Origin of the sequence: Xanthomonas sp. WHRI 1810A, assembly GCF_040202885.1 — a bacterium.
Lineage (GTDB): Bacteria > Pseudomonadota > Gammaproteobacteria > Pseudomonadales > Pseudomonadaceae > Aquipseudomonas.
Genome location: NZ_JBEGED010000008.1, coordinates 193,567 through 215,890, shown reverse-complemented (window position 1 = coordinate 215,890; position 22,324 = coordinate 193,567). Strand labels below are relative to the sequence as shown.

20 protein-coding genes are annotated in these 22,324 nt (G+C 62.0%); 6 read left to right on the top strand and 14 right to left on the bottom strand.

Translation table 11 applies throughout. The features are described from left to right. Positions 1-680 precede the first annotated feature (680 nt). The 8 genes from ABQX22_RS14320 to ABQX22_RS14285 all read right to left on the bottom strand — a co-directional run bounded on the left by ABQX22_RS14320 (position 681) and on the right by ABQX22_RS14285 (position 9,881). Positions 681-2,000 carry an NAD(P)/FAD-dependent oxidoreductase gene (locus ABQX22_RS14320; RefSeq protein WP_349800511.1) on the bottom strand — a complete coding sequence of 440 codons (1,320 nt, stop codon included), beginning with the start codon at positions 1,998-2,000 and terminating at the stop codon, positions 681-683. After that, complete coding sequence (locus tag ABQX22_RS14315; protein WP_349800510.1) at positions 1,997-3,070, bottom strand: ABC transporter ATP-binding protein; 1,074 nt, start codon at positions 3,068-3,070, stop codon at positions 1,997-1,999. Before ABQX22_RS14315 ends, ABQX22_RS14320 begins: the two co-directional genes overlap by 4 nt. Then, positions 3,067-4,122, bottom strand: a complete 1,056-nt coding sequence (locus ABQX22_RS14310) for an ABC transporter ATP-binding protein (RefSeq protein WP_349800509.1) — start codon at positions 4,120-4,122, stop codon at positions 3,067-3,069. Before ABQX22_RS14310 ends, ABQX22_RS14315 begins: the two co-directional genes overlap by 4 nt. Beyond that, positions 4,119-5,006 (bottom strand): ABC transporter permease, encoded by an 888-nt coding sequence (locus tag ABQX22_RS14305; RefSeq protein WP_349800508.1) that lies wholly within the window; start codon positions 5,004-5,006, stop codon positions 4,119-4,121. The genes ABQX22_RS14310 and ABQX22_RS14305 overlap by 4 nt, the downstream gene beginning before the upstream one ends. 13 nt (positions 5,007-5,019) lie before the next feature. Beyond that, positions 5,020-5,970: an ABC transporter permease gene (locus tag ABQX22_RS14300; protein ID WP_349800507.1), complete on the bottom strand. Its 951-nt coding sequence runs from the start codon at positions 5,968-5,970 to the stop codon at positions 5,020-5,022. A 61-nt stretch (positions 5,971-6,031) separates the two neighbouring features. Next, a complete protein-coding gene (locus ABQX22_RS14295) occupies positions 6,032-7,708 on the bottom strand; it encodes a peptide ABC transporter substrate-binding protein (protein WP_349800506.1) in 1,677 nt (558 codons plus the stop codon). A gap of 125 nt (positions 7,709-7,833) precedes the next feature. Next, the gene (locus tag ABQX22_RS14290; RefSeq protein ID WP_349800505.1) at positions 7,834-9,168 is read right to left on the bottom strand and encodes an NAD(P)/FAD-dependent oxidoreductase; all 1,335 of its coding nucleotides are present in this window, start codon (positions 9,166-9,168) and stop codon (positions 7,834-7,836) included. Further along, a complete protein-coding gene (locus ABQX22_RS14285) occupies positions 9,168-9,881 on the bottom strand; it encodes an SDR family NAD(P)-dependent oxidoreductase (protein WP_349800504.1) in 714 nt (237 codons plus the stop codon). Before ABQX22_RS14285 ends, ABQX22_RS14290 begins: the two co-directional genes overlap by 1 nt. 178 nt (positions 9,882-10,059) lie before the next feature. Between ABQX22_RS14285 and ABQX22_RS14280 the strand changes: the two genes are divergently transcribed. Beyond that, on the top strand, positions 10,060-10,878 hold the full coding sequence (locus ABQX22_RS14280) for an IclR family transcriptional regulator (RefSeq protein WP_349800503.1): 819 nt from the start codon (positions 10,060-10,062) through the stop codon (positions 10,876-10,878). Positions 10,879-10,889: 11 nt separating this feature from the next. Here ABQX22_RS14280 and ABQX22_RS14275 read toward each other — a convergent pair whose 3' ends face one another. Next, the gene (locus tag ABQX22_RS14275) at positions 10,890-12,191 is read right to left on the bottom strand and encodes an NAD(P)/FAD-dependent oxidoreductase (protein WP_349800502.1); all 1,302 of its coding nucleotides are present in this window, start codon (positions 12,189-12,191) and stop codon (positions 10,890-10,892) included. Between the two features lie 375 nt (positions 12,192-12,566). Between ABQX22_RS14275 and ABQX22_RS14270 the strand changes: the two genes are divergently transcribed. Both ABQX22_RS14270 and ABQX22_RS14265 read left to right on the top strand, forming a co-directional pair. Further along, positions 12,567-14,186 carry a methyl-accepting chemotaxis protein gene (locus ABQX22_RS14270; protein ID WP_349800501.1) on the top strand — a complete coding sequence of 540 codons (1,620 nt, stop codon included), beginning with the start codon at positions 12,567-12,569 and terminating at the stop codon, positions 14,184-14,186. Between the two features lie 138 nt (positions 14,187-14,324). After that, positions 14,325-14,783 (top strand): Hsp20 family protein, encoded by a 459-nt coding sequence (locus tag ABQX22_RS14265; protein ID WP_349800500.1) that lies wholly within the window; start codon positions 14,325-14,327, stop codon positions 14,781-14,783. Positions 14,784-14,863: 80 nt separating this feature from the next. Here ABQX22_RS14265 and ABQX22_RS14260 read toward each other — a convergent pair whose 3' ends face one another. Both ABQX22_RS14260 and ABQX22_RS14255 read right to left on the bottom strand, forming a co-directional pair. Beyond that, entirely contained in the window at positions 14,864-15,304 is a 441-nt protein-coding gene (locus tag ABQX22_RS14260) for a DUF421 domain-containing protein (RefSeq protein WP_349800499.1), read from the bottom strand. A gap of 7 nt (positions 15,305-15,311) precedes the next feature. Further along, positions 15,312-15,824: a hypothetical protein gene (locus ABQX22_RS14255; RefSeq protein WP_349800498.1), complete on the bottom strand. Its 513-nt coding sequence runs from the start codon at positions 15,822-15,824 to the stop codon at positions 15,312-15,314. 217 nt (positions 15,825-16,041) lie between these two features. Here ABQX22_RS14255 and ABQX22_RS14250 point away from each other — a divergent pair, with 217 nt between their 5' ends. Beyond that, positions 16,042-16,572: a GAF domain-containing protein gene (locus ABQX22_RS14250; protein WP_349800497.1), complete on the top strand. Its 531-nt coding sequence runs from the start codon at positions 16,042-16,044 to the stop codon at positions 16,570-16,572. Between the two features lie 72 nt (positions 16,573-16,644). Here the strand turns inward: ABQX22_RS14250 and ABQX22_RS14245 are convergent, their stop codons facing one another. From ABQX22_RS14245 to ABQX22_RS14235, 3 genes are read right to left on the bottom strand one after another with little or no spacing between them, the layout of a single operon-like run. Beyond that, entirely contained in the window at positions 16,645-16,962 is a 318-nt protein-coding gene (locus tag ABQX22_RS14245) for an AtuA-related protein (RefSeq protein ID WP_349800496.1), read from the bottom strand. Next, the gene (locus tag ABQX22_RS14240; RefSeq protein WP_349800495.1) at positions 16,959-18,323 is read right to left on the bottom strand and encodes an acyclic terpene utilization AtuA family protein; all 1,365 of its coding nucleotides are present in this window, start codon (positions 18,321-18,323) and stop codon (positions 16,959-16,961) included. The genes ABQX22_RS14245 and ABQX22_RS14240 overlap by 4 nt, the downstream gene beginning before the upstream one ends. Next, entirely contained in the window at positions 18,324-19,616 is a 1,293-nt protein-coding gene (locus ABQX22_RS14235; RefSeq protein ID WP_349800494.1) for a CitMHS family transporter, read from the bottom strand. A gap of 84 nt (positions 19,617-19,700) precedes the next feature. On the opposite strand from ABQX22_RS14235, the gene ABQX22_RS14230 reads away from it, so the two are divergent. Further along, entirely contained in the window at positions 19,701-20,651 is a 951-nt protein-coding gene (locus tag ABQX22_RS14230) for a LysR family transcriptional regulator (RefSeq protein ID WP_349800493.1), read from the top strand. Between the two features lie 650 nt (positions 20,652-21,301). Next, entirely contained in the window at positions 21,302-21,478 is a 177-nt protein-coding gene (locus tag ABQX22_RS14225) for a DUF3606 domain-containing protein (protein ID WP_349800492.1), read from the top strand. Positions 21,479-22,324 lie beyond the last annotated feature (846 nt).

Here is a 22,324-nt window from a genome sequence, read left to right as displayed (position 1 = left end):
GCCCATCTTCGGCGTTCTGCGGCCTCGCTTCTGCCCGGAGGGCGTGGGAGTCCGGCTTGCCGACGATGGGCTGCGAAGCGGCCCCAAAACCTGCCACCGCGTTATGCCTGACACACCGCGTACACAGGTTTCACTGCCGCTGCGCGACAGATCGCAGGCAAGCCAGCTCCCACGGCCTGCGGCCAGAATCAAAGGCAAATGCCCATCTTCGGCGTTCTGCGGCCTCGCTTCTGCCCGGAGGGCGTGGGAGTCCGGCTTGCCGACGATGGGCTGCGAAGCAGCCCCAAAACCTCCCACCGCGTTATGCCTGACCCACCGCGTACACAGGTTTCACTGCCGCTGCGCGACAGATCGCAGGCAAGCCAGCTCCCACGGCCTGCGGCCAGAATCAAAGGCAAATGCCCGTCTTCGGCGTTCTGCGGCCTCGCTTCTGCCCGGAGGGCGTGGGAGTCCGGCTTGCCGACGATGGGCTGCGAAGCGGCCCCAACACCAGCGATCACCGATTTGCCTGACCCACCGCATCGCAGCCTTCGGCAGCGCCTACAAAGAAGAGGTGTTACGCCGTATACGCGGTCCGCCTGTAGGAACCAACTTGTTGACGAAGCGCCCGCCGGGGTGAATCCAGCCCAACGCCCCGCGAGCAAGTTCGCGGCTACAGGTAAGAAGAGTGCTGCCGTGAATCAATGAAACGGCGGCAACGTCACGCCCTCGTGTCGGGCCGCGCGGTTGTCGCGCCAGCGGTAGTAGCGCAGCGCCAGGGAAGGCGCGAACGCCATGTAGGTCGGCGCCGCGCTGAGGGGTTCAAGGGGGAGCGCCAGTTCATCGGCCGGGACGTCTCGCGCCCAGTCGGCGAGGATGCCGCCCAACATGCTGCCGGTGGGTACGCCGCGTCCGGACAGGCCGGTCAGCGCCACCACCCCCGGCGCCAGCTGGTACAGACGCGGGATCGTCTTGCGCTGCATGTCCAGTTCGCCCGTCCAGAAATAATCCCAGCCCACGTTCTTGGGGATCTGCGGATGCAACCAGTTCAGGCGTTCGCCCATGACCTGTCGGGTAAACGCCATGTCCCGGCCCCGGCGACCCATGGGGAACATCGACGCGACGATGCGGCCCTCGGCGTTGTACTTGTAGACGAAGATGTCGCCGCGCCCGTCGTGGGTGGTGGTGTCCTGAGGCAACACCTCCCGGCGAACGGAATCGGGCAGCGGCTCGGTGGCAGCGACAAACACCTTCTGAATCCGAAACGTCTGGTCCAGCCCCGGCCAACCGAGCCGGGTGTAGGCCCCCGTGGCAAATATCACTTTGTCAGCCAGCACCGAACCGTTGCCGGTGTTGATCTGCCAGCGATCACCCTGGCGCGCTACCGTGCTCACCAATGACCGGCAAAACAGCCGACCGCCCTCTTGCACCACCGCCCGCGCCAACCCCCGGGCATAGCCCAGCGGATTGAGGTGCCCGGCCGCCGGATGGAACCAGCCACCGTGAAAACGCTGACTGCCGGTCAAGGCGCTGGCCTGTTCGCGATCCATCAGCCGCGTGTCCTGGCCGACGGCGTTGTACTCCTCGGTTTTCAGCGCCAGGCGCGTCAGGGCGCCGGGCGTGTGCGCCGCCATTAGGTAGCCGTTCTGTTGCCATTCGCAGTCGATGGCGTAACGCGTGATGTAATCGGCCACCACGGTATTGGCCCCGGTCTGCCGGGCGATCAGCCGCTTGCCGCGCTCCGCCCCCAGCAATTGCCGTACTTGGGGGATCGAATGATGGTGGAAGGTCGGCGTGCAATGCCCGGCGTTACGCCCGGAACCGCCGAAGCCGATTTCCTCGGCTTCCAGCAGGACCACACTCACCCCGCTGCGCGCCAATTCCAGGGCGGTGGTCAGCCCGGTGTAGCCACCGCCGACGATGCACACCTCGGCCTCCACCCGTTCATTGAGCGCCGAGGTCGGGATCGGCGCGGCGGCGGTGGCGAACCACAGCGACGTGTCGAACGCAGAAAACTTCATCGCGCCCCCTCCCGGCGAGCGGCGCCGTCCAGCATGTCGCTCAGCGCTTCCCGGGGCTGATCCAGCGGCGAAATCAACGACAGGTCATCGCGAATGCAGGCCGTGCCATGCCCCGGCGAGACCATGCGCAGCGGCGGACGCTCCTGGCTGCACGCCGGCAATACGTACGGGCAGCGGGTCCGAAACGCACAGCCGGACGGCGGCGAAATCGGGCTGGGAATATCGCCTTGCAGCACGATGCGCTGGCGGCGCTGACCGGGCTCGGGCATCGGGATTGCCGACATCAGCGCTTCGGTGTACGGATGGCGCGGGTGGCTGAACAGCTCCCGGGTGGGCGCCACTTCGACGATGCGCCCCAGGTACATGACGGCCACGCGATCGGCAATGTGCCCCACCACCGCCAGGTCATGGGTGACGAACAGCATGGTCAGGTTCATCTGCTGGCGGATGCGCGAAAACAGGTTCAGCACCTGGGCCTGCACCGACACGTCCAGCGCCGACACCGGTTCATCGGCCATGATGAATTCAGGCTCCAGGGTCAGGGCCCGGGCGATGCCGATGCGCTGACGCTGCCCGCCGGAGAACTCATGGGGGTAGCGGTCCAGGTACTGCGACGGCAGGCCCACGGTTTCCAGGGCCTGTTCGGCTTTATCCCGTCGGCCACGGGCGTCCAGTTCTTTGGCGTGGAAGCGCAACGGCATGCCCAGAATTTCGGCCACGGTCATGCGCGGATTGAGCGAGCCGTACGGGTCCTGAAACACCATCTGCATGCGCTTGCGATAGGGCTTGAGCAAGCGGTCGTTGAAGGGCGTGATCTCGGTGCTATCGAACAGGATGTGGCCGTCGGTAGGCGGGTCGAGCATCATCAGGCTGCGGCCCAGGGTGCTTTTCCCCGAACCGCTTTCCCCCACCAGCCCCAGCACTTCACCTCGCGCAATGGACAGGTCGACGCCGTCCACCGCGCGCACCAGGTTGTCGTCGCGACCCCGGCTGCTGACGAACAACTTTTTGCGCACCGGGAAGTATTTCTTCAGGCCCACGGCCTCGATCAAGGGTGGCTGCTTTTTCATGAGGCACCTCCCATTTCCAGCGCGACCGGGGCCAGCCCGAGATTGGCCGGCAGTTCCCGCCAGCGCACGCAACGCAGTTGATGACCCTGCTCCACCTCCTCCAGCGCCGGGGCATGGCTGTCGCAGCGCCCGGCGATGCTGAACGCGCAACGCGGGTGAAATGCACAGCCTGCGGGCGGTGCCGACGGATCGGGGACGAAACCGGGGATCGTGCCCAGCTCGCCCTGCCCCAGCCCGGCCTGTTCGAAACGCGGCACAGCGGCCAGCAACCCGCGGGTGTAGGGCATGCGCGGCGCCGACAGGACCTGGGCCACGCTGCCCTGTTCGACGATGCGACCGGCGTACATCACCATCACCCGGTCGGCGATTTCCGCCACCACCCCGAAGTTGTGGGTGATGAACAGGATCGCCATGCCGTTCTTCTTCTGCAGCGTGCGCAACAGGTCCAGGATCTGCGCCTGCACCGTGACATCCAGCGCGGTGGTCGGCTCGTCGGCGATCAACACGTCCGGCTCCATGGCCAGGGCAATCGCAATCATCACCCGCTGACGCATGCCACCGGACAGCTCGTGGGGAAAACTTTCCAGGCGCTGGGCCGGCTCCGGGATGCCCACCTGTTCCAGCAGCGCCAGGGCCCGGGCCCGAGCCTGTGGCTTGCTCAAGTGCTCGTGAAAACGAATGGCTTCGGCGATCTGGTCACCGACCCGGTGCACCGGATTGAGCGACGTCAGCGGCTCCTGAAAGATCATCGCCACCCGGTTGCCGCGCACGTGGCGCATCTGCTGTTCGCTCATGGCCACCAGGTCGATGGCGTTGCCGGCGCTGTCGGCCACCACCGCGCTGCCGTCGATGCGGGTTTTCGGGGCCGCCGCCAGCAGCTTCATCATGGCCAGGCTGGTGACGCTTTTGCCCGAACCGCTCTCGCCCACCAGCGCCAGGGTTTCGCCGGCACGGATGCTGAAATTGATGTCATGCACCACCGGCACATAATGGCTGCCGCGGCGAAAGGCGACGCTGAGGTGAGACACACTGATCTTTTCGTCCGGGTTCATTTCAGGTCACTCCTGCCGTCCAGCGCGTCGCGCAGACCGTCACCGATGAAATTGAAACTGGTCACCGCCAGGGTGATGGCCAGGCCGGGGATGATCGCCAGCCACGGCGCCTTGCCCAGGTACTGCTGCGCGGCGTTGAGCATGTTGCCCCAGCTCGCCAGCGGCGGCTGGATGCCGTAGCCCAGAAAGCTGATGTACGCCTCCAGCAGGATCGCGTTGGCGATGGTCAGCGTGGCGGCGACGATGATCGGGCCGATGGCGTTGGGCACCAGCTCGCGGAACATGATCCAGCGGTTGCTGGCCCCCACCATGCGCGCGGCCAGGGTGAAGTCGCGCTCGCGCAACGAGCGGATTTCGGCCTCGACGATGCGCGAGATTTCCATCCAGCTGGTCACCGCGATAATCAGGGTGATCATGATCGGGCTGGGCTTGATGAACGCGGCGAGGACCAGCACCAGGAACACGCTGGGGAACGACAGGAAGGCATCGACGAAACGCATCAGCGACGCGCCGATCCAGCCCCGGTAGTAACCGGCGACCACGCCGATGAAAGTGCCGATCACGGTGCTGATCAGCATGGCGAAAAAGCCCACCGTCAGGGAAATCCGCCCGGCGTTGAGCAAGCGGGCGGCGGTGTCGCGGCCCAGGGCATCGGTGCCCAGATAGTGGTTGCCGGTCAGCGGTGGCGAGAAGCGGTTGCGGATGTCGATGGTCAGGTCGTTGTAATGCAGCAGGTACGGCCCGAACACGCAGGCCAGCACCAGCCCGGTGATCATCACCACGCCCAGCACCGCCAGTTTGTGGCGCATGAACCGCGAAAGGGTCGGATTGCTCAACCAGGCCAGACGCCCGGAAGACGGCAGGGAAAATGTGGCGGTGCTCATGTGCAGTGCTCCTTTAACCGAGTCGGACGCGCGGGTCCGCAACGCCCACCAGCAGATCGGCAAGCAGATTGCCGAGCAGCACCAGAATCGCCGAGAACATCAGGATGCCCATGATCACGGGGTAGTCGCTGTAGCCCAGGCTGTCGAGAAACAGGCGGCCCATGCCGGGCCAGGTGAACACCGTTTCAGTCACCAGCGCGCCGCCGAGGATGGTCGGGATCTGCAGGCCGGCCAGGGTGATCATGGGCAGCAGCGCGTTGCGAATGACGTGATGGGTCAGCACCCGGCGATAGGGCAATCCTTTGGCGCGAGCGGTGCGGACGAAGTCCTGATCGATGACGTCCAGGGTGGCCGAGCGCATGTAGCGGCTCCAGATTGCGACGTTGACCAACGCCAGCACCGCCACCGGCAGGATCAAGTGAATGGCGTAATCCCCCACCGATTGATCGCCGATGGTGTACATGTTGCCCGCCGGCAACCAGCCCAGGTACAGGGAGAAAAAGAAGATCGCCACCAGGCCGAACCAGAACGTCGGAATCGACAGCGCCACCATCGCCCCCACCGTGGCCAGGGTGTCGAACACCGAGTAGCGCCGCACCGCGCCCAGCACGCCGACCCAGGTGCCGACGATCACCGACAGCACGGTGGCCGTGCCCATCAGCAGCAAGGTGGCGGGCAAATGCCCGGCAATCACGCTCAGCACCGGCCGCCCATCGCGGAACGAACGGCCCCAGTCGCCAATGAACAAGCGGGTGAACCATTCGAAATACTGGACCATCAGCGGGCGGTGCAGGCCCAGTTGCTCGGCGATGCGGTCCAGTTCCGCCTGGCTCATGCCGGGGTTCATGGCGAACTGCGACATGGGCCCGCCGGGTGCCAGATTCAGCACAATGAAGCCGATCAGGGAAACCAGTACCAGGACAATTGCGCTCTGGCCCAAGCGATTGAGGATGTATTGGGGCATGGCGTATTCCTTCTGAGAGCTGAGCGACGCCCGGCAAACAGTGCCGGGCGCTGACTGACTGTCAGGTCCAGGACCAGGTGTTCACGTTCCACGGCTCGATGCGCAGATTGATGTTGCCGGCAAAGCCCTTGAGCTTCGATTTGTAGCCCCGCACGTAGGTGTACTGAAACAGCGGCAGGATCGGCAGGTCGTCCCGAATCATCTCCTGCACCTTCACGTACACCGCCTTGCGCTGTGCGATGTCTTGCAGCGATGCGCCCTGGGCCAGCAGTTCGTCCACCTTGCTGTTCTTGTATTGCGTGCTGTTTTGCCCGGCACCGCCTTGCGCGTTGATAGAGGTGGAACCGAAGTAGTCGCGCACGTCCGGATCGGCGCCCGTCAGGAAATTGTTCCCCACCACCACCGAATCGAATTTGGACTGCGTCCAGTAATCCCCCCACATGACTGCGGGCGGCAGATTGGAGATTTTCATCTCGACACCGATGGCCTGCCAGGTCTGCTGAATGAACTGCTGGGCCTGTTCGCGAATCTGGTTGCCGGCGGTGGTGGAGTTGGTGAACGACAGGCGCACCCCGCCCTTCTCCCGAATGCCACCGGCGCCCGGCTTCCAGCCCGCTTCATCGAGGATCTTGTTGGCCTCATCGATGTTGAAGCTCTGCTTGGGCAGGTTCGGGTTGAAGTACGCCGATTGCTGCGGCATGAAGGTTTCAGTGGGCAGCACCAGACCGTAGTACAGCTCGTCGATGATGGTTTTCTTGTCGATGGCCAGGTAGAGCGCCTTGCGCACGGCCGGGTCCTTGAACTGCGGACGCTCCATGTTCAACGAAACCGATTCCACCGTCGCCACCGGCAGGATCACGACAGTGCGGTCGGCCAGGCCCTTGGCTTCTTGGTAGTGATCGGGGGTGATGCCCTGCATGGCGGTGACGTCGATGTCGCCGGTCTTGAACTGGGTGTAAAGCACGGTCAGGTCGGGGATGTACTTGAAGATCACGCTGTCGATCTGCGCGACAGTGCCGTAGTAATCGGGGTTGGCCTTGAGCTGGATGTGATCGCCGGCCACGCGGCTGGCCCACTTGAACGGCCCGGTGCCAATCGGTGCATTGTTGAACGGCGCACTGTTGACGTCGGCTGCGGCGGACAGAACGTGCTTGGGCACCATGAACGTCCACGACAGGATTGACGCATACGGGGCGTAGGACTTTTCCATGCGCCAGTGGATTTCAGTGGGCGAGACCACGGTGATGTCCCGCACCAGGTCGTGCCCGGCGCGGCGACCGCTGCGGAAGTTCGGGGATACGATCAGCTCCAGGGTGTATTTCACGTCTTCGGCCGTGAACGGTTTGCCGTCGTGCCATTTGACGTCATCGCGCAGCTTGATCTTCCACTGCAGACCGTCGGCCGAGATGCCGCCGTTGGCCACGGTCGGCACTTCCACGGCCAGGGCCGGGGTGAACTCGCCGGCAGGCGAAATACCAAACAGCGGATCAAAGACATTCCAATGAATACCGTCATCCACTTCGATGTGGGGCATGTGCGGGTTGAAGACGGTGGGCTCCTGTGACAGGCCGATGACCACCTGGCCGCTGGCCGGGGCCTTCATCGCCGCGAACGACTGGCTGGCGCGGCCCAAGGGCAGCATCACCCCGGCCGCGCCGATAATCGCCATCGCCAGCGCCTGGCGCCGGGTGGGGTTGAGCAAGGTGTTGCCTGGTTCCGAATCATCGCGTTGCGCCATGCTGAAGCTCCCATCATCAATAAAGGCAGGTGGCTTGCGCCTGAAGTCGTCGTAAGCGATGAACCCTGGCCCGTATGTTCGAGCTTGCAGGTGGCTGCGTGAGCATGTGTCTGGTGGGTCAGCCCTCAGAATCCGGAGATCGGCATCGGCGTGGAGCCGTCGCTGAAGCGCGACAGGGCGAACGCTTTGGTGTCGACGATGGGGGTTTCGCCGGTGACCAGATTGGCCATCAAACGCCCCGCCGCCGGACCGATGCCAAAGCCGTGACCGGAGAACCCGGTGGCGATGAAAAAGCCCGGCACCGCGTCCACCGGAGAAATCACCGGCACGGCGTCAGGGGTGACATCGATCATGCCGCCCCAGCGCTGGGCGATCCGCACATTGGCGAACACCGGGAAGGCCTGGGTCAGGCTTTCCAGCGCCCGATTGGACTGGCGGATCGACGGCACCGGGTCCAGCACCCGGCGGTATTCGAAGGGGCTGGCCTCGTCCAGCGCCCAGCGTCGTGGCAGCACGGCCTCCTGGAAAAACCGCTGCCCCAGACGCAGCGACAATGAGGCGCGCTCCTGCTTGAACGCGGGCATGAATTGCCGGGCGTGGCGGAACGAATCCGGCACGATGTCGGCGATGTTTTCGTGGCCCGAGGCGACGGTGTAACCGCCGTCCTGGCGCTTGCGCACGGCAAATTCGGCGGCCCAGATGGCGGACTGCGGCCCGCCTTCCATGGGCGTGGTGCGGATCACGGAATTGAGCACTTTGAGCTGGGGCAAGTGCACGCTCAGCGGCGAGCAAAACAGGCTGGACCACGCGCCACCCGCCAGCACCACCGAGCTACAGGCAATCGGCCCACGCTCGGTGATTACGCCGCTGACCCGGCCGGCGGATTGTTCGATGCCGCGCACGGCGCATTCGGTGAAGATGAAGGCGCCTTTGGCCCGGGCCGCTTCGGCAATTGCCGGCGCCGCCTGCTGCGGCTCGGCCCGGCCGTCATCCGGGGTGTACAGCGCGCCCTTGACCCGCAAGCGATTGACCTCGGGCAACAGACTGCCCAGTTCGGCGCCGGACACCATCCGCGCCGTGACCGGATACTCCTCCAGATTGCGCTTCCAGCGTTCGTGTTCTTCGTAGCTTTTTTCATCGGCGCAGGTAAACAGGATGCCGGATCGGGTGTAGCCGACGTCCTTGCCAATCCGCGCGGCCAGACCGTCCCACAACGTCAGCGCGTGGGCCATCAACGGCAGCTCCCGAGGGTCGCGCCGGGAAATCCTGACCCAGCCCCAGTTGCGGCTCGACTGCTCATGCCCGATGCCGCCCTTTTCACACAAGGCCACCTTCAAGCCGCGTTCGGCCAGTTCCAGCGCGGTGGACGCGCCAATGATTCCGCCGCCGATGACGACCACGTCAACGCGGTCGGGCAGCTGTTCGTCGCCATGCACGGGTACTACGCGAGGTCCAGGCATCAGTAGCTATCATCCAGTTGGCAGTTGATATTCAACTCGGCGACGCTCGCCTCGTTGGGCAGGTCCAGCAGGGTGTTGATCAGCAGCGCCAGATCGGCCGGGGCGGTCATTTGCGCGTCTTCACGGGTGCTGAGGCTGCGGGCCATGTCGGTGGCCACGAAACCGGGGCAGATGGCCGTGGCGCGGATGCCCAGGTCCCAGCCGCTGTGGCGCAGACCGTGGGCCAGGCCCAGTGCGGCGAACTTGCTCACCGAATACAGGCTGGAGGCCGCCGATTTCACGCGTTTGCCGGACAGCGACGCCATGATGATCACCCGCCCCCGGCCGCTGACGCTCAACGCCGGCCAGGCGGCCACGGCCAGCCGGCGCGGGGCTTTGACGTTGACGTCCAGCAGCGCGTCCATGTCGGCTTCGTTGGCCTCCACCACGGTTTTGCGAATCATCAGGCCGGCGTTGGCGACGATGGCGTCGATGCGCCCGAAGCGCTCCAGGGCGCTGGCTACCCAACGGGCTTCGGCGGCCGGGTCATTGGCGTCATAGGCCACCACCTGCACCGATTCGGCCTGATGCCAGCTGGCCGGGGTGGGCGTGCGCATGCCAAGGGACACGCACCAGCCATTACCGGCCAGTTGGCGGGCAATCGCTTCGCCGATGCCGCGATTGGCACCGGAAATCAGCGCGACGCGTGCGGGCTGCAAAGAGGTTGGCTGCATGGGGCGTTCTCCTTCAGTCAAGGCCACGTACGACGAGGCGGTGTGGGGAGCAAAGCGCAAGGCCTGAAAATTGCAATGTATTGAGCGGCCAGCACCTGGTGAATATCGCTTCGCGCACCGACCCTCAGCCCCGGCTGACCATGGGCCAGACATCGCCTGCTTCCAGGGAGATCCAAACGTGCCCCAAACCGAATCACTGCCACCCCGTTCGCAGCGTTGCAGCACCCAAGGGACGCAAATGCTGGACCGTTCATTTGAAATCCTCCAGGCCATCGCGGCGCGCGGGGAACACGGCGCCAGCATCGAGACGCTGAGCGCCGAAACGCAACTGAGCCGGGCAACCCTGTACCGCCTGCTCAAGGCCATGAAGTCCTACGGATTCGTGCGCCTGCCCCGGCTGCGCGGTCATTATTTTCTGGGCTACGAGCTGCTGAGCCTGGGCGCCCAGGCGGGCAACACCGGCGGCCTGCGCGAACTGGCGCGGCCGGCCTTGCTGCGGCTCTCGGAGGCCTTTCAGGACAGTTTTTTCCTGTTTGTGCAGGACGGCTATTACGCGCTGTGCCTGGAAATCCAGGAGGGCGGCAACCCGACCAAAAGCTTTGCCCATTGCGTCGGCGCCCGGGTCTTGAGCGGCGTGGGACAAGGTTCGCTGGCCTTGCTCAGCCACATGCCCGCCGCCAAGCGCAACGAGATTCTCAACCACAACGCCCCGCGCCTGCTGCGTGAATACGGCATCGACACCGCGGCAGTGCGCGAAGCGATCGATCAAGTCAGCCAGCAGGGTTACACCTGCGGCCTGACTGACAAGATTCTTCCGTTGTACACCGGCGTGGCGATCCCGATTCGCGGCACCGAGGGTGCGCCGCTGGGCGCCTTGAGCAGCGCGCTGCTGACCTCGCGCCTGACCGACACTTATCAGCAGCGGCTGGTGGCGGCCATGCACCGGGAAGCCGAAGGCATCACCGAGCGCCTGAGCCCGGTGCTCGATCGCGCCTGAGCCCAGGCGTTTCATCGGGCGAACCGGGCGAAACGAAACGGGGTGGGGCTGACCAGTGGTTGATCGCCGGTGATCAGGTCCGCCATCAGGTGCCCGGCGCCGGGCCCGATGCCGAAGCCGTGGCCGGAAAAGCCGGTGGCCAGGTAAAAGCCCGGGATCGACTCGACCTCATCCATCACCGGAATGATGTCCGGCGTCACGTCGATCAAGCCGGCCCAGCGCTGCTCGATGGTGGCTTGAGCAAAGATCGGGAACTGCGTCGCCAGCATGGCCAGGGCCTTGTCGAGGAAGACGTCCACCGGCTGTGGGTCGTAAAGACGCTGGGTCTCGAAGGGGGTCGGCTGATCGTTGGCCCAGCGCGCCGGGGTGTTGATTTCCTGCCAGCTCTGGCCGGTGACCCGCAGCCGGTACTCCTGATGGTGCGCCTTGACCATCGGCAGGAAGTCCGGCAGGAAACGGAAGCTGTCCGGCACCAGCGGCGCGATGTTGGCGTTGCGCATGGCAATGGTGTAGCCGCCGTCGGCGCGTTTCCTGAACGAAACTTTTTCGGTGGCCACCGCGCACTCGGGGCCGCCCGGTAGCGGCGCGGTGCGCATCACCGAACCCAACACCCGTAACTGCGGCAACCGAATCCCCAGGTTGCGGCAGAACAGACTCGACCACGCCCCTGCCGCCAGCACCACGGTATTGCACTTGATCTCGCCCATTTCGGTAATCACCGAACTGACCCGCCCGGCCTCGGTTTCCAGGGAGCGCGCGGCGCAGCGGGTAAACAGTTTGGCGCCCAGGGCCCGCGCGCCTTCAGCGATGGCGGCGGTGGCAATGTCCGGTTCGGCGCGGCCATCGGTGGCGGTGAACAACGCACCCTTCCACGAAGCGGGCACTTTGGAGCGAAGGCGGGCTTCGATCTGCGCGGTGTCCAGCAATTGGGCATCGATCCCCAACGGCTGCGCCTGGGCCAGCCAGGCCGCCTTGTCGGCGATCTCTTGCTCGGATTCGCAGGCATAGAGAATCCCGGCGCGGGTGAAACCGGTGTCGTGCTTGAGTGTGTTTGCCCAGTCGTCCCACAGCTTGAGGCTGGCAATCGCCAACGGCACTTCCGCCACGTCGCGGCCCATGGTCCGCACCCAGCCCCAGTTACGGGACGACTGCTCGTGGGCAATGCCGCTCTTCTCCACCAGCACCACCGAGACGCCCCGCTGCGCCAGAAAATACGCGGTGCAGACCCCGACGATGCCCCCGCCGATCACCACCACATCGGCACTTTCGGGCAGTGGTGCATCGCTGTCGACTTGCGTGATCTGCGGGTACATAGGGCGTTCCTGCGAGCGGTCGTTGCCCCAAGGTTTACCCCCTCGCTCAAGCAGCGGCAAGCTTGGGCGCGCTGAACGCCGCCATGCTCTCACATGGTGAGATGCAGCCGACCGGAGGGCGCCTGTTCTGATCACGCCCCTCCACCGGAAGATCCAGATACGACCTTGACCGTCGTATTTGCGACAAGTGGTGGCCATTCGCCGCAATGCGGTTTCGGCTGGTGAGCCCTTCTGGCATCTTCGGGCGAATCGCTACAAATCTTGTACCCAAATAGTTGGCGTACACATTTCGCTTCCCGGGTTGCAATGGACGGTCACCTCTCGATGAGGCTCGCTCGGGTGCCTTACTGCCAAGCCTGCGGGCGAGAGATCACCATGCTCAGAGCACTAAAAATTCAGGCCCGGACCCTGCTTTGTTTCATCGTCATGATTGCGATGCTGGCAGGGCTTGGCCTGTTTTGCGTGTCTCAGATGGGCACCATCCGCCAGGCCGTGGAAGAAGTGGAAACCCGTTCGATCCCGGCGATCAACCGGGCCAATGACCTGGAAGTGAATATCTCGCGCCTGCGCATCACCGCGTATCAAGTGCACACCTTTACCTCCAAGGCCGACCACGTCACGGCGGCCATCACCATTGCCAAACTCGAAACGCTGATCGACGCCAACCTGGCCGCCTACCGCGCCAGTGCCGACACCCCGGACAAACAGGCGGCCGTGGGCAAGCTGTCCCAGGCGTTCGAGGGGTATAAAGCGGGCGTTGCGCTTGAGCTGGACATGATGGAGAACGGACGCACCGAGGACGCCGTGGCCAAGCTGCGCTCCATGGCAGCCTTCGGCACCACCTTCAACGAGCAGACCGCGCTGTTAAACAGCCTTGAGCGCGAACACGCCCATGCTGCGGCGGTGGCGGCCGCGCAGACCTTCAGCCAGGCCCGGCTGGTGGCGCTGATTGCCATCGGGCTGGCCATCGCGGCTTCGCTGGTGTTGAGCTGGCGCTTCAGCCTGAGCATCAACAGGCCGTTGAGCGCGGCGCTGGCCACGTCGAAGCGGATTGCGGCCAACGATCTCACAGGCGACATCGACAGCACAGGGTCCGATGAACCCGCGCAGCTGTTGCAGTCCCTGAGCGTCATGCAGACCAATCTTCGCAGCACGATCAGTGAGATCACCCAGTCCACTGAACAGCTGTCCAGCGCCGCCGAGGAAATGAGTCAGGTGATGGCGCAAAGTACCGAAGGCCTGCTGCAGCAGAATCAGGAAATCGACCAGGCCGCTGCCGCGTTCAACCAGATGAGTGCCGCCATCGACGAGGTCGCCCGCAACGCGGTGGCGACCTCCAATGAGTCCAGGGCGTCCTCGCAGACGGCCCTGCAGGGCCAGAGCGAATTGGGTGAAACGATTGTGTCCCTGAACACCATGGTCACCCGCGTCAACACCACCTCCGAACGCGTTCAAAGCCTGGCCCAGCAAACCGTGGAGATCAGCAAAGTGCTGGATGTCATCCGCGCCGTGGCCGAGCAAACCAACCTGCTGGCGCTCAACGCCGCCATTGAAGCGGCCAGGGCCGGTGAGGCAGGCCGAGGCTTCGCGGTGGTCGCGGACGAAGTACGGGCGCTGGCTCATCGCACCGGTGAATCGACCCGCGAAATCGAAACGCTGATCGGCAACGTGCAGGTGTCCACCCGGGAAACGGTGGAGGCCATGCAATCCAGCGCGGAGCAGACCACCGACACCCTGCACCGGGCCAGTCGCACGGACGAGGCGCTGAATTTGATCACGGTGGCGGTGGGTCTCATCAACGAGCGCAATATCGTCATCGCCACCGCCGCCGAGCAGCAGGCTCAGGTCGCTCGGGAAGTCGACCAGAACCTGGTGCGCATCCGGGACCTGTCGCAACAGACGTCCCGGGGCGCCGAACAGACCAGCGCGGCGAGCCATGATCTGTCCCGGCTCGCGACGCAGCTCAAAGCCATGACCAACCGGTTTACGGTCTGACGTCAGTGTGAAGCGGGCCTGGGAAAAAATTTTTTCAGGCCTCTTGAAAGCCGTTTTGCCGCACCTACATTCGGGTTACGCGATGCCGAAATCGGGTCGCGTTTTAAATCACTTGGAGAACACTCAGGAGATTTCGACATGGCTACTTCACTTTCGCTGGCACCGCTGTTCCGTCAGTCTGTAGGCTTTGATCGCTTCAACGACCTTTTCGAGTCGGCGCTTCGCAGCGAGACCTCGACTGCCTACCCTCCTCACAACGTCGAAAAGCACGGTGACAATGAATACCGCATTGTTATCGCGGCTGCAGGATTGACCGAAGAGGACATGGACATTCAAGTGGAAAAGGGCGTTCTGACGGTCGCCGGTGGCAAACGCGAGAACGACAAGGAGGTGACTTACCTCCATCAGGGTATCGCCCAACGTGCCTTCCGACTGTCATTCCGCCTGGCGGATCACATTGAAGTCAAAGGGGCACAGCTCAACAGCGGCTTGCTGAGTATCAATCTGCTGCGTGTTGTACCGGAGGAAGCCAAGCCACGACGCATCACCATCGGTGGCTTCGACAAGCCCGATCTGAAAACCGTGGGCGTGCAGTAATCTGGTGTTGGGGCGCTCTGCGGGGCGCCTCAGCTTTTGCCCCGACGTTACCCTCCCTGGGCCCCACGCGCGCGCACCGGTTACGCGGGAATAATCGAAATCTCGCCGTTGCGCTCCAGGATCGCGTACTTGATCTGATCCACCCGCTCGAAGCCCTGCCCTATCCGCGCCGCCTCCATGATGTCGTCTTCCGCAATCCGCGCTTCATGCATGCGATGGCGCAGGAAGGCGCCGTTTTCAACAATGATCGTGGGGCCGCCGTCGATCAGCTTCGCCAGCCGTTTGGAACGACGCTTGACCAGCGAAAACCCGATGTCGATCACCATCAGCGTCACGATCACGAGGATCGCATTGGTGATTGAGAAATCGTCGCCCAGCAGTGCTTGCTGCGTGGCCTCGCCAATCACCATTAACAACACGAAATCGAACGACGTCAGTTCTCCCAATGAGCGGCGACCGGAAATCTTGAACAACACCATCAAGGCCAGATAAATGGCACCCGCGCGCAACACCGCATCCATGTGACACCTATGGGTAGATAAATTGAGTGATGGGAACATGGCCGCCGCCAACACGACTGATGTCGCTGTTGAACAGGCCGATGCCACTGCTTCGCCAGGACAGATACAGCGTCGCCCGCCCCTGTTTGTCCGCCGGCACAGTGAGGCTCAGACCGTCGGGTGTGCCCATGGAACGGAGCGGCTGAGGCTGGATCGACTCAATGCTGAAGCCCTCCAGCATCGCCTTGCTGATCAACAGCGTGACGGGAGTGCCCGGCAGGCCGGTCGTGTGAATGACCATCGAGTTCGCCCCGCCGCCCCGGTGGAAACGCTCATAGTCCACGGTCAAGTCCCCTTGGGTACTCACCGCCGTCAGCGAACTCAGCGGCCCCCTGGAAAACACACCCAGCAGCGTCAGCACCACCACCCCCAGCAGCACATACCACCCCACCCGCTGGAACCGCCACACCTTGCGCTGTAGCTGAAAATCCTCCGCCACCGGGTGCTGACGGTTCTGCATTTCCTGATCCTGAAGGCTCATGGGCATCACTCGAATTGATCAGGGGTGAGACTGTAGGCGGTGAGGTGAAGTTTCGTATTCGGGATTAAGCAGGGGCCTATTCGGAACGCAATATGCCGATGTTCTTGAGGGGCGCCAGCATTTCGATTAGTTTGTGACGGATCGGCGAGCTGCGCGCAAATCAAGCGCCACAGCCTCATAGATCGCCAATGCCAGCCAGTGCATCTTGGGGAAAAAAATGCATAACAGTCTTCAACACATCCACGCCACGCTCACACCTCAGGAATGCGCTGCGATTGCCGAGATCGAAGCAACCACCAGCATATTGAGCCTCATCACGCGGATGACGCGGATGCGATTCGCCGCCATTGCGAAATACGACAACTCCGACTGGGTCGTCTGCTCAGTGCACGACATTGGCGAGTTAGGTATCAGCCCCGGTGACACGCTTCCTGTGGAAATCACCCTGTGCAGCGACTTCCTGACAGATCCCCAGGCGCTGGTGCTCCCGGATATACACCAAAGCCCCCGGCACCGGATCCGCCCGGTCGTGCAGCAATACGGGTTAGAGAGCTACGTGGGGGTGCCGATCTTCTTGCCCGATGGCACGCTGTACGGCGCGTTATGCGCACTCGATTCAAAGCCCGTCACGTTCGACAATCCGGACCTGGCCGATACGCTCCACTTGTTTGCGCGGCTGATAGGCTGCATTTTTTTCGGCAGTACCGCGCTGCCGAACAGTGAGCCGAAAACGCTTGCAGGGCTTTAGCGCTCAGGGCTATGCCTGATGAAGCCTGACGTGCCGGACTCCAGCTATTGTTGTCGGCCCATCAGGATGCATTCATAAAGCAAGATCGAGCAGCGCGGCCCCCAGCGTCTTGCCATGGGCATCGAGCGCAAGGGAGCGCGTGACCCCGCCTCTCAAGATGCCCGGTAAAACGAAGTTGAGCGCACCCACACCTGCCAACTCGTATCGCCGTATCGGTGGCCCGTTCGCGTCCAGCAGCTGGGCAAAATGTTCAGTGACGCGCTCCACCGTCAGCCACTGCACCAAACGCGGATAATCTTCGACGTGAAAGGCGATGACGGAGATATTCGAGATGTCACCTTTATCACCGGTGCGTGTATGGGCGATGTCGCGTAATTTGCCGGCGCTCATGCAATGTCCTCCATGTGTACCTGCAGTGTGACTTCGTCCCTTGGCAGAAACAGCGACGCCACCGCCACGACCTGGCGGACTGATTTACTCGCGCCCCCGCCCCCGTACGGGCCATTGGTATAAAGGGTTTCCACCTCATTGCCGACGCGTACCGCATCGTTTTTATCGACACAACGGGCGGCTACCCGAAGGCGCACTTCCCACGGCTCGCACTCCGCACGCGCTCCAAGCTTGCTTCCGTGCAAAGCGTCCACGCCGATTAATTCGGCTCGGATCTCATCACACACAACCCCTGTCAATTCCAGACGTTTAAGGACGATGTCTTTGGCCAGTTGGGCACGGGCCAGTGCGCCGGGCCCGCCATAGGACATCTGACCCTCGCCTATCCATCCATCGAGGTACCCAACCGACACCTTCAAGGACTCGGGACGCCTCTGCCCGCCGGCCCCCTGCCCCCGTACTTCGTCGTGCCCTATGGATTGGAACGTAACGTTGCTGAAGTCCGCGCTGACGTCAGGTGTCAGATAGGCAGACGGATCGTGCACCTCATAGATCATCTGTTCGGTACAGGTCGCGGTGTCAATGCGGCCACCAGAGCCGGCCACCTTGCTGATGACGGCGCTGCCAGACTCATCGATCTCTGCCAAAGGGAAGCCCAGGCGATGCAGGTCTGGCACCTCTTTAACGCCCGGATCGGCGAAATACCCGCCGCTGATCTGCCCGGCACATTCAAGCAAATGCCCGATCAATGTTCCGCGGCCCAGCAATGCCCATTCATCAGCGGCCCAACCGAACTCGAACATTTGCGGTGCGAGAAAGAGTGACGGATCAGCGACCCTTCCGGTGACGATCACGTCAGCATCGGCGTGCAAGGCTTGAATGATCCCCTCAGCGCCCAGGTAGGCATTCGCCGAAATCACGCTATCGCCCAAGGACCGGATCGATTGGCCGTTATCGAGGATCTGATCTGGCCGCTGCTGCAGGGAAGCAAGCACGTCGTCTCCGGTAAGCGCTGCAACCTTCAACCCGGTCAGACCGAGCTGCGACGCTATCTGGCGTATTTCTCTTGCAGCAGACAGCGGATTGGCGGCCCCCATGTTGGTGATGACTCGCAAACGGCGGCGTGACCCGTCGGCGCCTTTGCCCACAAAGGGCAGGATCCGGCGCATGCGTTCACCCAGCAATGGGTCGAATCCTGCTTGCGGATTGATAAGTCGCGATTGCTGGGCCAGAGCAATGGTGCGTTCGGCCAGGCATTCAAATACCAGGTAATCCAGTTCTCCGTACTCGGCCAACTCGACCGCAGGCTCGATGCGGTCGCCTGAATAACCGGCACCTGAACCGATTCTTATGGTTTTCATTCAGAAAACTCCAATGGCCAGAGCGGTCAGGGTCATGAGGACCGAGGCCGCGAACAGGAATGGGATGGTGAAACGCTGGTGGTCGGCCAGTTCAATCTTGCACAAGCCCACGAGTAGAAAGGTCGCTGGCGTCAGCGGGCTGACCGGGAATCCGGTGGTGTGAACCCCAAGCAGCGAAGCCTGGGCGACCTGCATGGGGTCGACGCCGAGTGCACGACCCACCTCGGCAACCACGGGCATGACGCCGAAGTAGAAGGAGTCAGGATCGAACAGCAGGCTTAAAGGCATGGAGAGAAATCCCACCACCACCGGGATCAACTTGCCATGCCCGGCCGGAATTTGAGCGACGGCCACTTCGGCCATGGCCTTGAGCATTCCGGTGCCTTGCATGATCCCTGTGAAGACCCCGGCAGCCAGGAGAATGCTGGCCATGGTGAGCGCGGTCTTGGCATGAGCATCGATGCGTGCACGTTGTGCATCGACGTTGGGGTAGTTGAGGCACAACGCAGCCACCGTGCCGAGCATGAACATCACCACGGGGTCTACGACGCCCGCGATCATCACACCCATCACGATTAGCGTCAGCAGAAGGTTGATCCAGAACAACCTCGGTTTGCGCAGCGCAAGCTCGTCAGCGCTGAGTACGCGCTGATGCGGCTTCACATCCAGATTATTCGGCCCCAGGCCCAAGCGCCGTTCTTCACGCCGCCCGAGCAAAAAAGCGCAGCTAAACACAAAGATCAATCCGACGATCTGCACCGGAATCAACGGCTGGAAAAGGTCGGACACGGGGACATGAAGGGCAGCGGAAGAGCGCAATACCGGCCCGGTCCAAGGGAGAAAATTCACACCGGCGGCCATCGCAGTGACGCAAGCCAGGATGCGTTTATCCATGCCCAGCCGCGTGTACAACGGCAGCATGGCAGGGATCGTCACAAGGAACGTCACAGCGCCCGACCCATCCAGGTGGACCAACAGCGCCAGCAGCGCAGTGCCCATGACGATACGGGTAGGCCGCGTCCCTACCCTTTTGAGGATGCGATCAATGATGGGATCAAGCATGCCGGCATCGGTCATGATGCCGAAGAACAGAATGGCGAACACGAACATCCCGACGACGGGCGCTACGTTCTTGATGCCGGTGATGATGTACCCGCTGGTTTGCAGACCGAAACCGCCGAGCAATGCGGCGATGATCGGCAAAGCAATCAATGCAACCAAGGGGGACAGACGCTTGCTCATGATGCTGATGAGCAAACAGAGAATAGTGACTAAGCCAAGCATGGCGAGCATGAGCGAATCCTCTGCGGCCTCTCTGTCGCGAAGGCGACGAGACACCCTGTTGTTGTTGTTTTGCAGAGTAATAGCAGCAGCGATATGCTCTATGAATTGAAATATTCAACAGGCCGCGTTCGGAAAAACAAAATGAAGAACTCAATCCAGCATATTCGCGCCTTTCTTTCAGTGGCCCAGACCGGAAGTTTTTCCAGGGCGGCAGCCGCGCTGAACCTGTCTCCATCGGCCCTGACCGTACAAATCCAGCAATTGGAAAACTGGCTCGGCGTGGCCTTACTTGAACGCAACCCGCGTCACATCTGCTTGACCAACGCCGGCCAAAACGCCCTTCTGCCCATGGAAAAACTGCTCCTGGATCTGGACAACATTGTCACGGCCGCCCGGGATATCGCGGCGTCTCGGCGGGGGATAATCACCATTGCCGCCTTGCCATCGCTGTGCGCCGGGGTATTGCCTACTGTGCTGAAAAGGTTTCGCGACCGATTCCCAGGCGTCGAGGTCAGGCTTCGAGATGTCGTCGCTCAGCGGATTGAAACGCTGGTCATTGAGCGTGAGGTGGATTTTGGATTAGGGGTACAAGCGCGGCCCACACATGGGCTGGCCTTCAAGCCAATATTGGAAGACCGGCTTTGCCTGTTCACGCCAAAAGATCATCCGCTCGCGAAGCATCGCAGCGTGACCCTGGGCAACCTGGCCGTCTTTCCGATTGTCCTCACAGGCCGGGACAGCAGCGTACGTGACCTGGTTGAGCGGCTTTTCGCTGAAGAGCACTTGCCGTTGTCCGCCGGCCTGGAGGCCAACTACATGTCAACGGTGCTTGCGCTGGTCAGACAAGGACAGGGCATCACCCTGCTGCCAGAGTCGGCTGACGATGGACGGGGAGACCTGGTGAAAGTGGCGATTGATCATCCAGGTGTCGTGCGCCAGATTGGGATCATCACCCGGACGGAGCAGGTGATCGCGCCGCCTATCGTCGAGTTTCTTCAGACGCTCGACCGTGTGGAGACGGTGTCGGGGGGCTATGGCTTGTGAGGGGGCATCACGCCAAGGCGCTCAGGCATCTCGAACGTCAACGCCAGCGGCGTACGCACGCGCCAAGGTCCTCCACCATCAAAGCGGCAAGGGAGGCGGGAATATAGTAGTTTTGCGCGGATTTTGCGCAGGTACAAAAAAGCCGGTTGAGATAACCGGCTTTGGTGTCTGATTTGACTCAGGAATAAATGGTCGGGACGGAGTGATTCGAACACTCGACCCCTTGCACCCCATGCAGCGCCAATAGAGCCCATAAGTTATTGATACACAAAGGGAAGCACCCCAATTCTACGTGCAAATTATAGGTCATTTCAGCGTTTTGCAAACCATACAAATCAATAACTTAGCTTTGGGTTTTGATTGGCCGCGAAGCGTTGCCCCCCTCCCCAGGCCTCCTGGAGCAGGACACAACAAATAAATGGATAATGTTGTTATAGATCAATAGGTTAACTACATTTTATAGTCAATACTGAGCATCGATAACCGCTCAATTACCGCGGAATTAACGCCCAATAAAATCAGTGAGTTACGGTTGTGTTTTGGGGAGGTAAGCACACAGGATGAGGGAGGTTGTACGCACATCTCGTATTTCAAGAATGATCTATGCTCTGATGGCTTGGGATGGCCAGGCTAACCATAAGGAAGTTGAAATGGCTGATAATTTAAGCAATCGCGGACCGCAGGACAGAGCCCGGATTAACACCTCCGAGGCATGGGAGCTGAAATATTGGACGAATGAGTTCGGTGTGACAGAAGACCAGCTCAAAGCTGCAGTGAAGGCTGTCGGTCCAATGGTGGTAGACGTTCGTAAAAAGCTGGGCAAATGAGCCGTTGCATGCCCTACGGCGTGGCGCAGGGCATGCAACCCTACCGCAGCAATAATGCGACGGTGATTATTCGTGCCCACCGAGGTAACCGAAAATTTCTCCAACACCTCCAACCACCTTGAGTGTCTGTGGGCCGTCTATGCCGAGGTGATTCATTGACAGCCTAGCATTGGAATCGAGTTCGCCTTCCAGCACATAGACGGTTCTTCCCCCCTCACTGACACCGACTCTCTTGAATGGAAGTTCTTTGAGGGACCGCATTTTCTGGCCACGGTTAGGCATTCCCAACTCCTGATCGAATTTCACTGAGCATACCGCAGGGCGACGCCACGCTGTGTGGATTAGCTGGCGTGTTTAGTCCGGGGCATTTAAAGGCTTGCAGGGGGGTTGGCCCCCCGAATTGCCCCTGTAGGGCACTGATTTGGTACAAAAAGTGGTACGAGTATTCCGCGCATTACCCACCCCCCGGCGTCCTGTCAGCTTAGATTTCCCCCTCCTCCTCATCGTCTTCAACTGGTCCGAACTCAACGGCATGACCATAGGCCGCGTCAGCATGCTCTATCAGCTCCCGGCACTCATGAAGTGTGATCACGCCCAAGCGCTCAAGCACCTCGGCGTGGGTCTTCAGAGTGCCGATGTAATATTCCGGCGCCCTCAGACTCAAGTTCTTGTCTTCAAGGACTTCGTGCCAGATGCGCAGCTCATTGGGGTTGGTGCTTATGGCGGTGCCTCGAGTAGTCAGTGGTTTAAGAATTAGCCAGCAGCGCTGCCCTAGGCACTCAACACCGTAACGCCTGCCGGGACGTTTTAAACGGCGCCGGTGCCGTCGGCAATACCACTTAAATC

What these genes read in the sequence shown, in the direction of transcription:
- ABQX22_RS14320 (WP_349800511.1), bottom strand. Translation starts at nt 2,000, where the DNA reads ATGAAGTTTTCTGCGTTCGACACGTCGCTGTGGTTCGCCACCGCCGCC.
- ABQX22_RS14315 (WP_349800510.1), bottom strand. Translation starts at nt 3,070, where the DNA reads ATGAAAAAGCAGCCACCCTTGATCGAGGCCGTGGGCCTGAAGAAATAC.
- ABQX22_RS14310 (WP_349800509.1), bottom strand. Translation starts at nt 4,122, where the DNA reads ATGAACCCGGACGAAAAGATCAGTGTGTCTCACCTCAGCGTCGCCTTT.
- ABQX22_RS14305 (WP_349800508.1), bottom strand. Translation starts at nt 5,006, where the DNA reads ATGAGCACCGCCACATTTTCCCTGCCGTCTTCCGGGCGTCTGGCCTGG.
- ABQX22_RS14300 (WP_349800507.1), bottom strand. Translation starts at nt 5,970, where the DNA reads ATGCCCCAATACATCCTCAATCGCTTGGGCCAGAGCGCAATTGTCCTG.
- ABQX22_RS14295 (WP_349800506.1), bottom strand. Translation starts at nt 7,708, where the DNA reads ATGGCGCAACGCGATGATTCGGAACCAGGCAACACCTTGCTCAACCCC.
- ABQX22_RS14290 (WP_349800505.1), bottom strand. Translation starts at nt 9,168, where the DNA reads ATGCCTGGACCTCGCGTAGTACCCGTGCATGGCGACGAACAGCTGCCC.
- ABQX22_RS14285 (WP_349800504.1), bottom strand. Translation starts at nt 9,881, where the DNA reads ATGCAGCCAACCTCTTTGCAGCCCGCACGCGTCGCGCTGATTTCCGGT.
- ABQX22_RS14275 (WP_349800502.1), bottom strand. Translation starts at nt 12,191, where the DNA reads ATGTACCCGCAGATCACGCAAGTCGACAGCGATGCACCACTGCCCGAA.
- ABQX22_RS14270 (WP_349800501.1), top strand. Translation starts at nt 12,567, where the DNA reads ATGCTCAGAGCACTAAAAATTCAGGCCCGGACCCTGCTTTGTTTCATC.
- ABQX22_RS14265 (WP_349800500.1), top strand. Translation starts at nt 14,325, where the DNA reads ATGGCTACTTCACTTTCGCTGGCACCGCTGTTCCGTCAGTCTGTAGGC.
- ABQX22_RS14260 (WP_349800499.1), bottom strand. Translation starts at nt 15,304, where the DNA reads ATGGATGCGGTGTTGCGCGCGGGTGCCATTTATCTGGCCTTGATGGTG.
- ABQX22_RS14255 (WP_349800498.1), bottom strand. Translation starts at nt 15,824, where the DNA reads ATGAGCCTTCAGGATCAGGAAATGCAGAACCGTCAGCACCCGGTGGCG.
- ABQX22_RS14250 (WP_349800497.1), top strand. Translation starts at nt 16,042, where the DNA reads ATGCATAACAGTCTTCAACACATCCACGCCACGCTCACACCTCAGGAA.
- ABQX22_RS14245 (WP_349800496.1), bottom strand. Translation starts at nt 16,962, where the DNA reads ATGAGCGCCGGCAAATTACGCGACATCGCCCATACACGCACCGGTGAT.
- ABQX22_RS14240 (WP_349800495.1), bottom strand. Translation starts at nt 18,323, where the DNA reads ATGAAAACCATAAGAATCGGTTCAGGTGCCGGTTATTCAGGCGACCGC.
- ABQX22_RS14235 (WP_349800494.1), bottom strand. Translation starts at nt 19,616, where the DNA reads ATGCTCGCCATGCTTGGCTTAGTCACTATTCTCTGTTTGCTCATCAGC.
- ABQX22_RS14230 (WP_349800493.1), top strand. Translation starts at nt 19,701, where the DNA reads ATGCTCTATGAATTGAAATATTCAACAGGCCGCGTTCGGAAAAACAAA.
- ABQX22_RS14225 (WP_349800492.1), top strand. Translation starts at nt 21,302, where the DNA reads ATGGCTGATAATTTAAGCAATCGCGGACCGCAGGACAGAGCCCGGATT.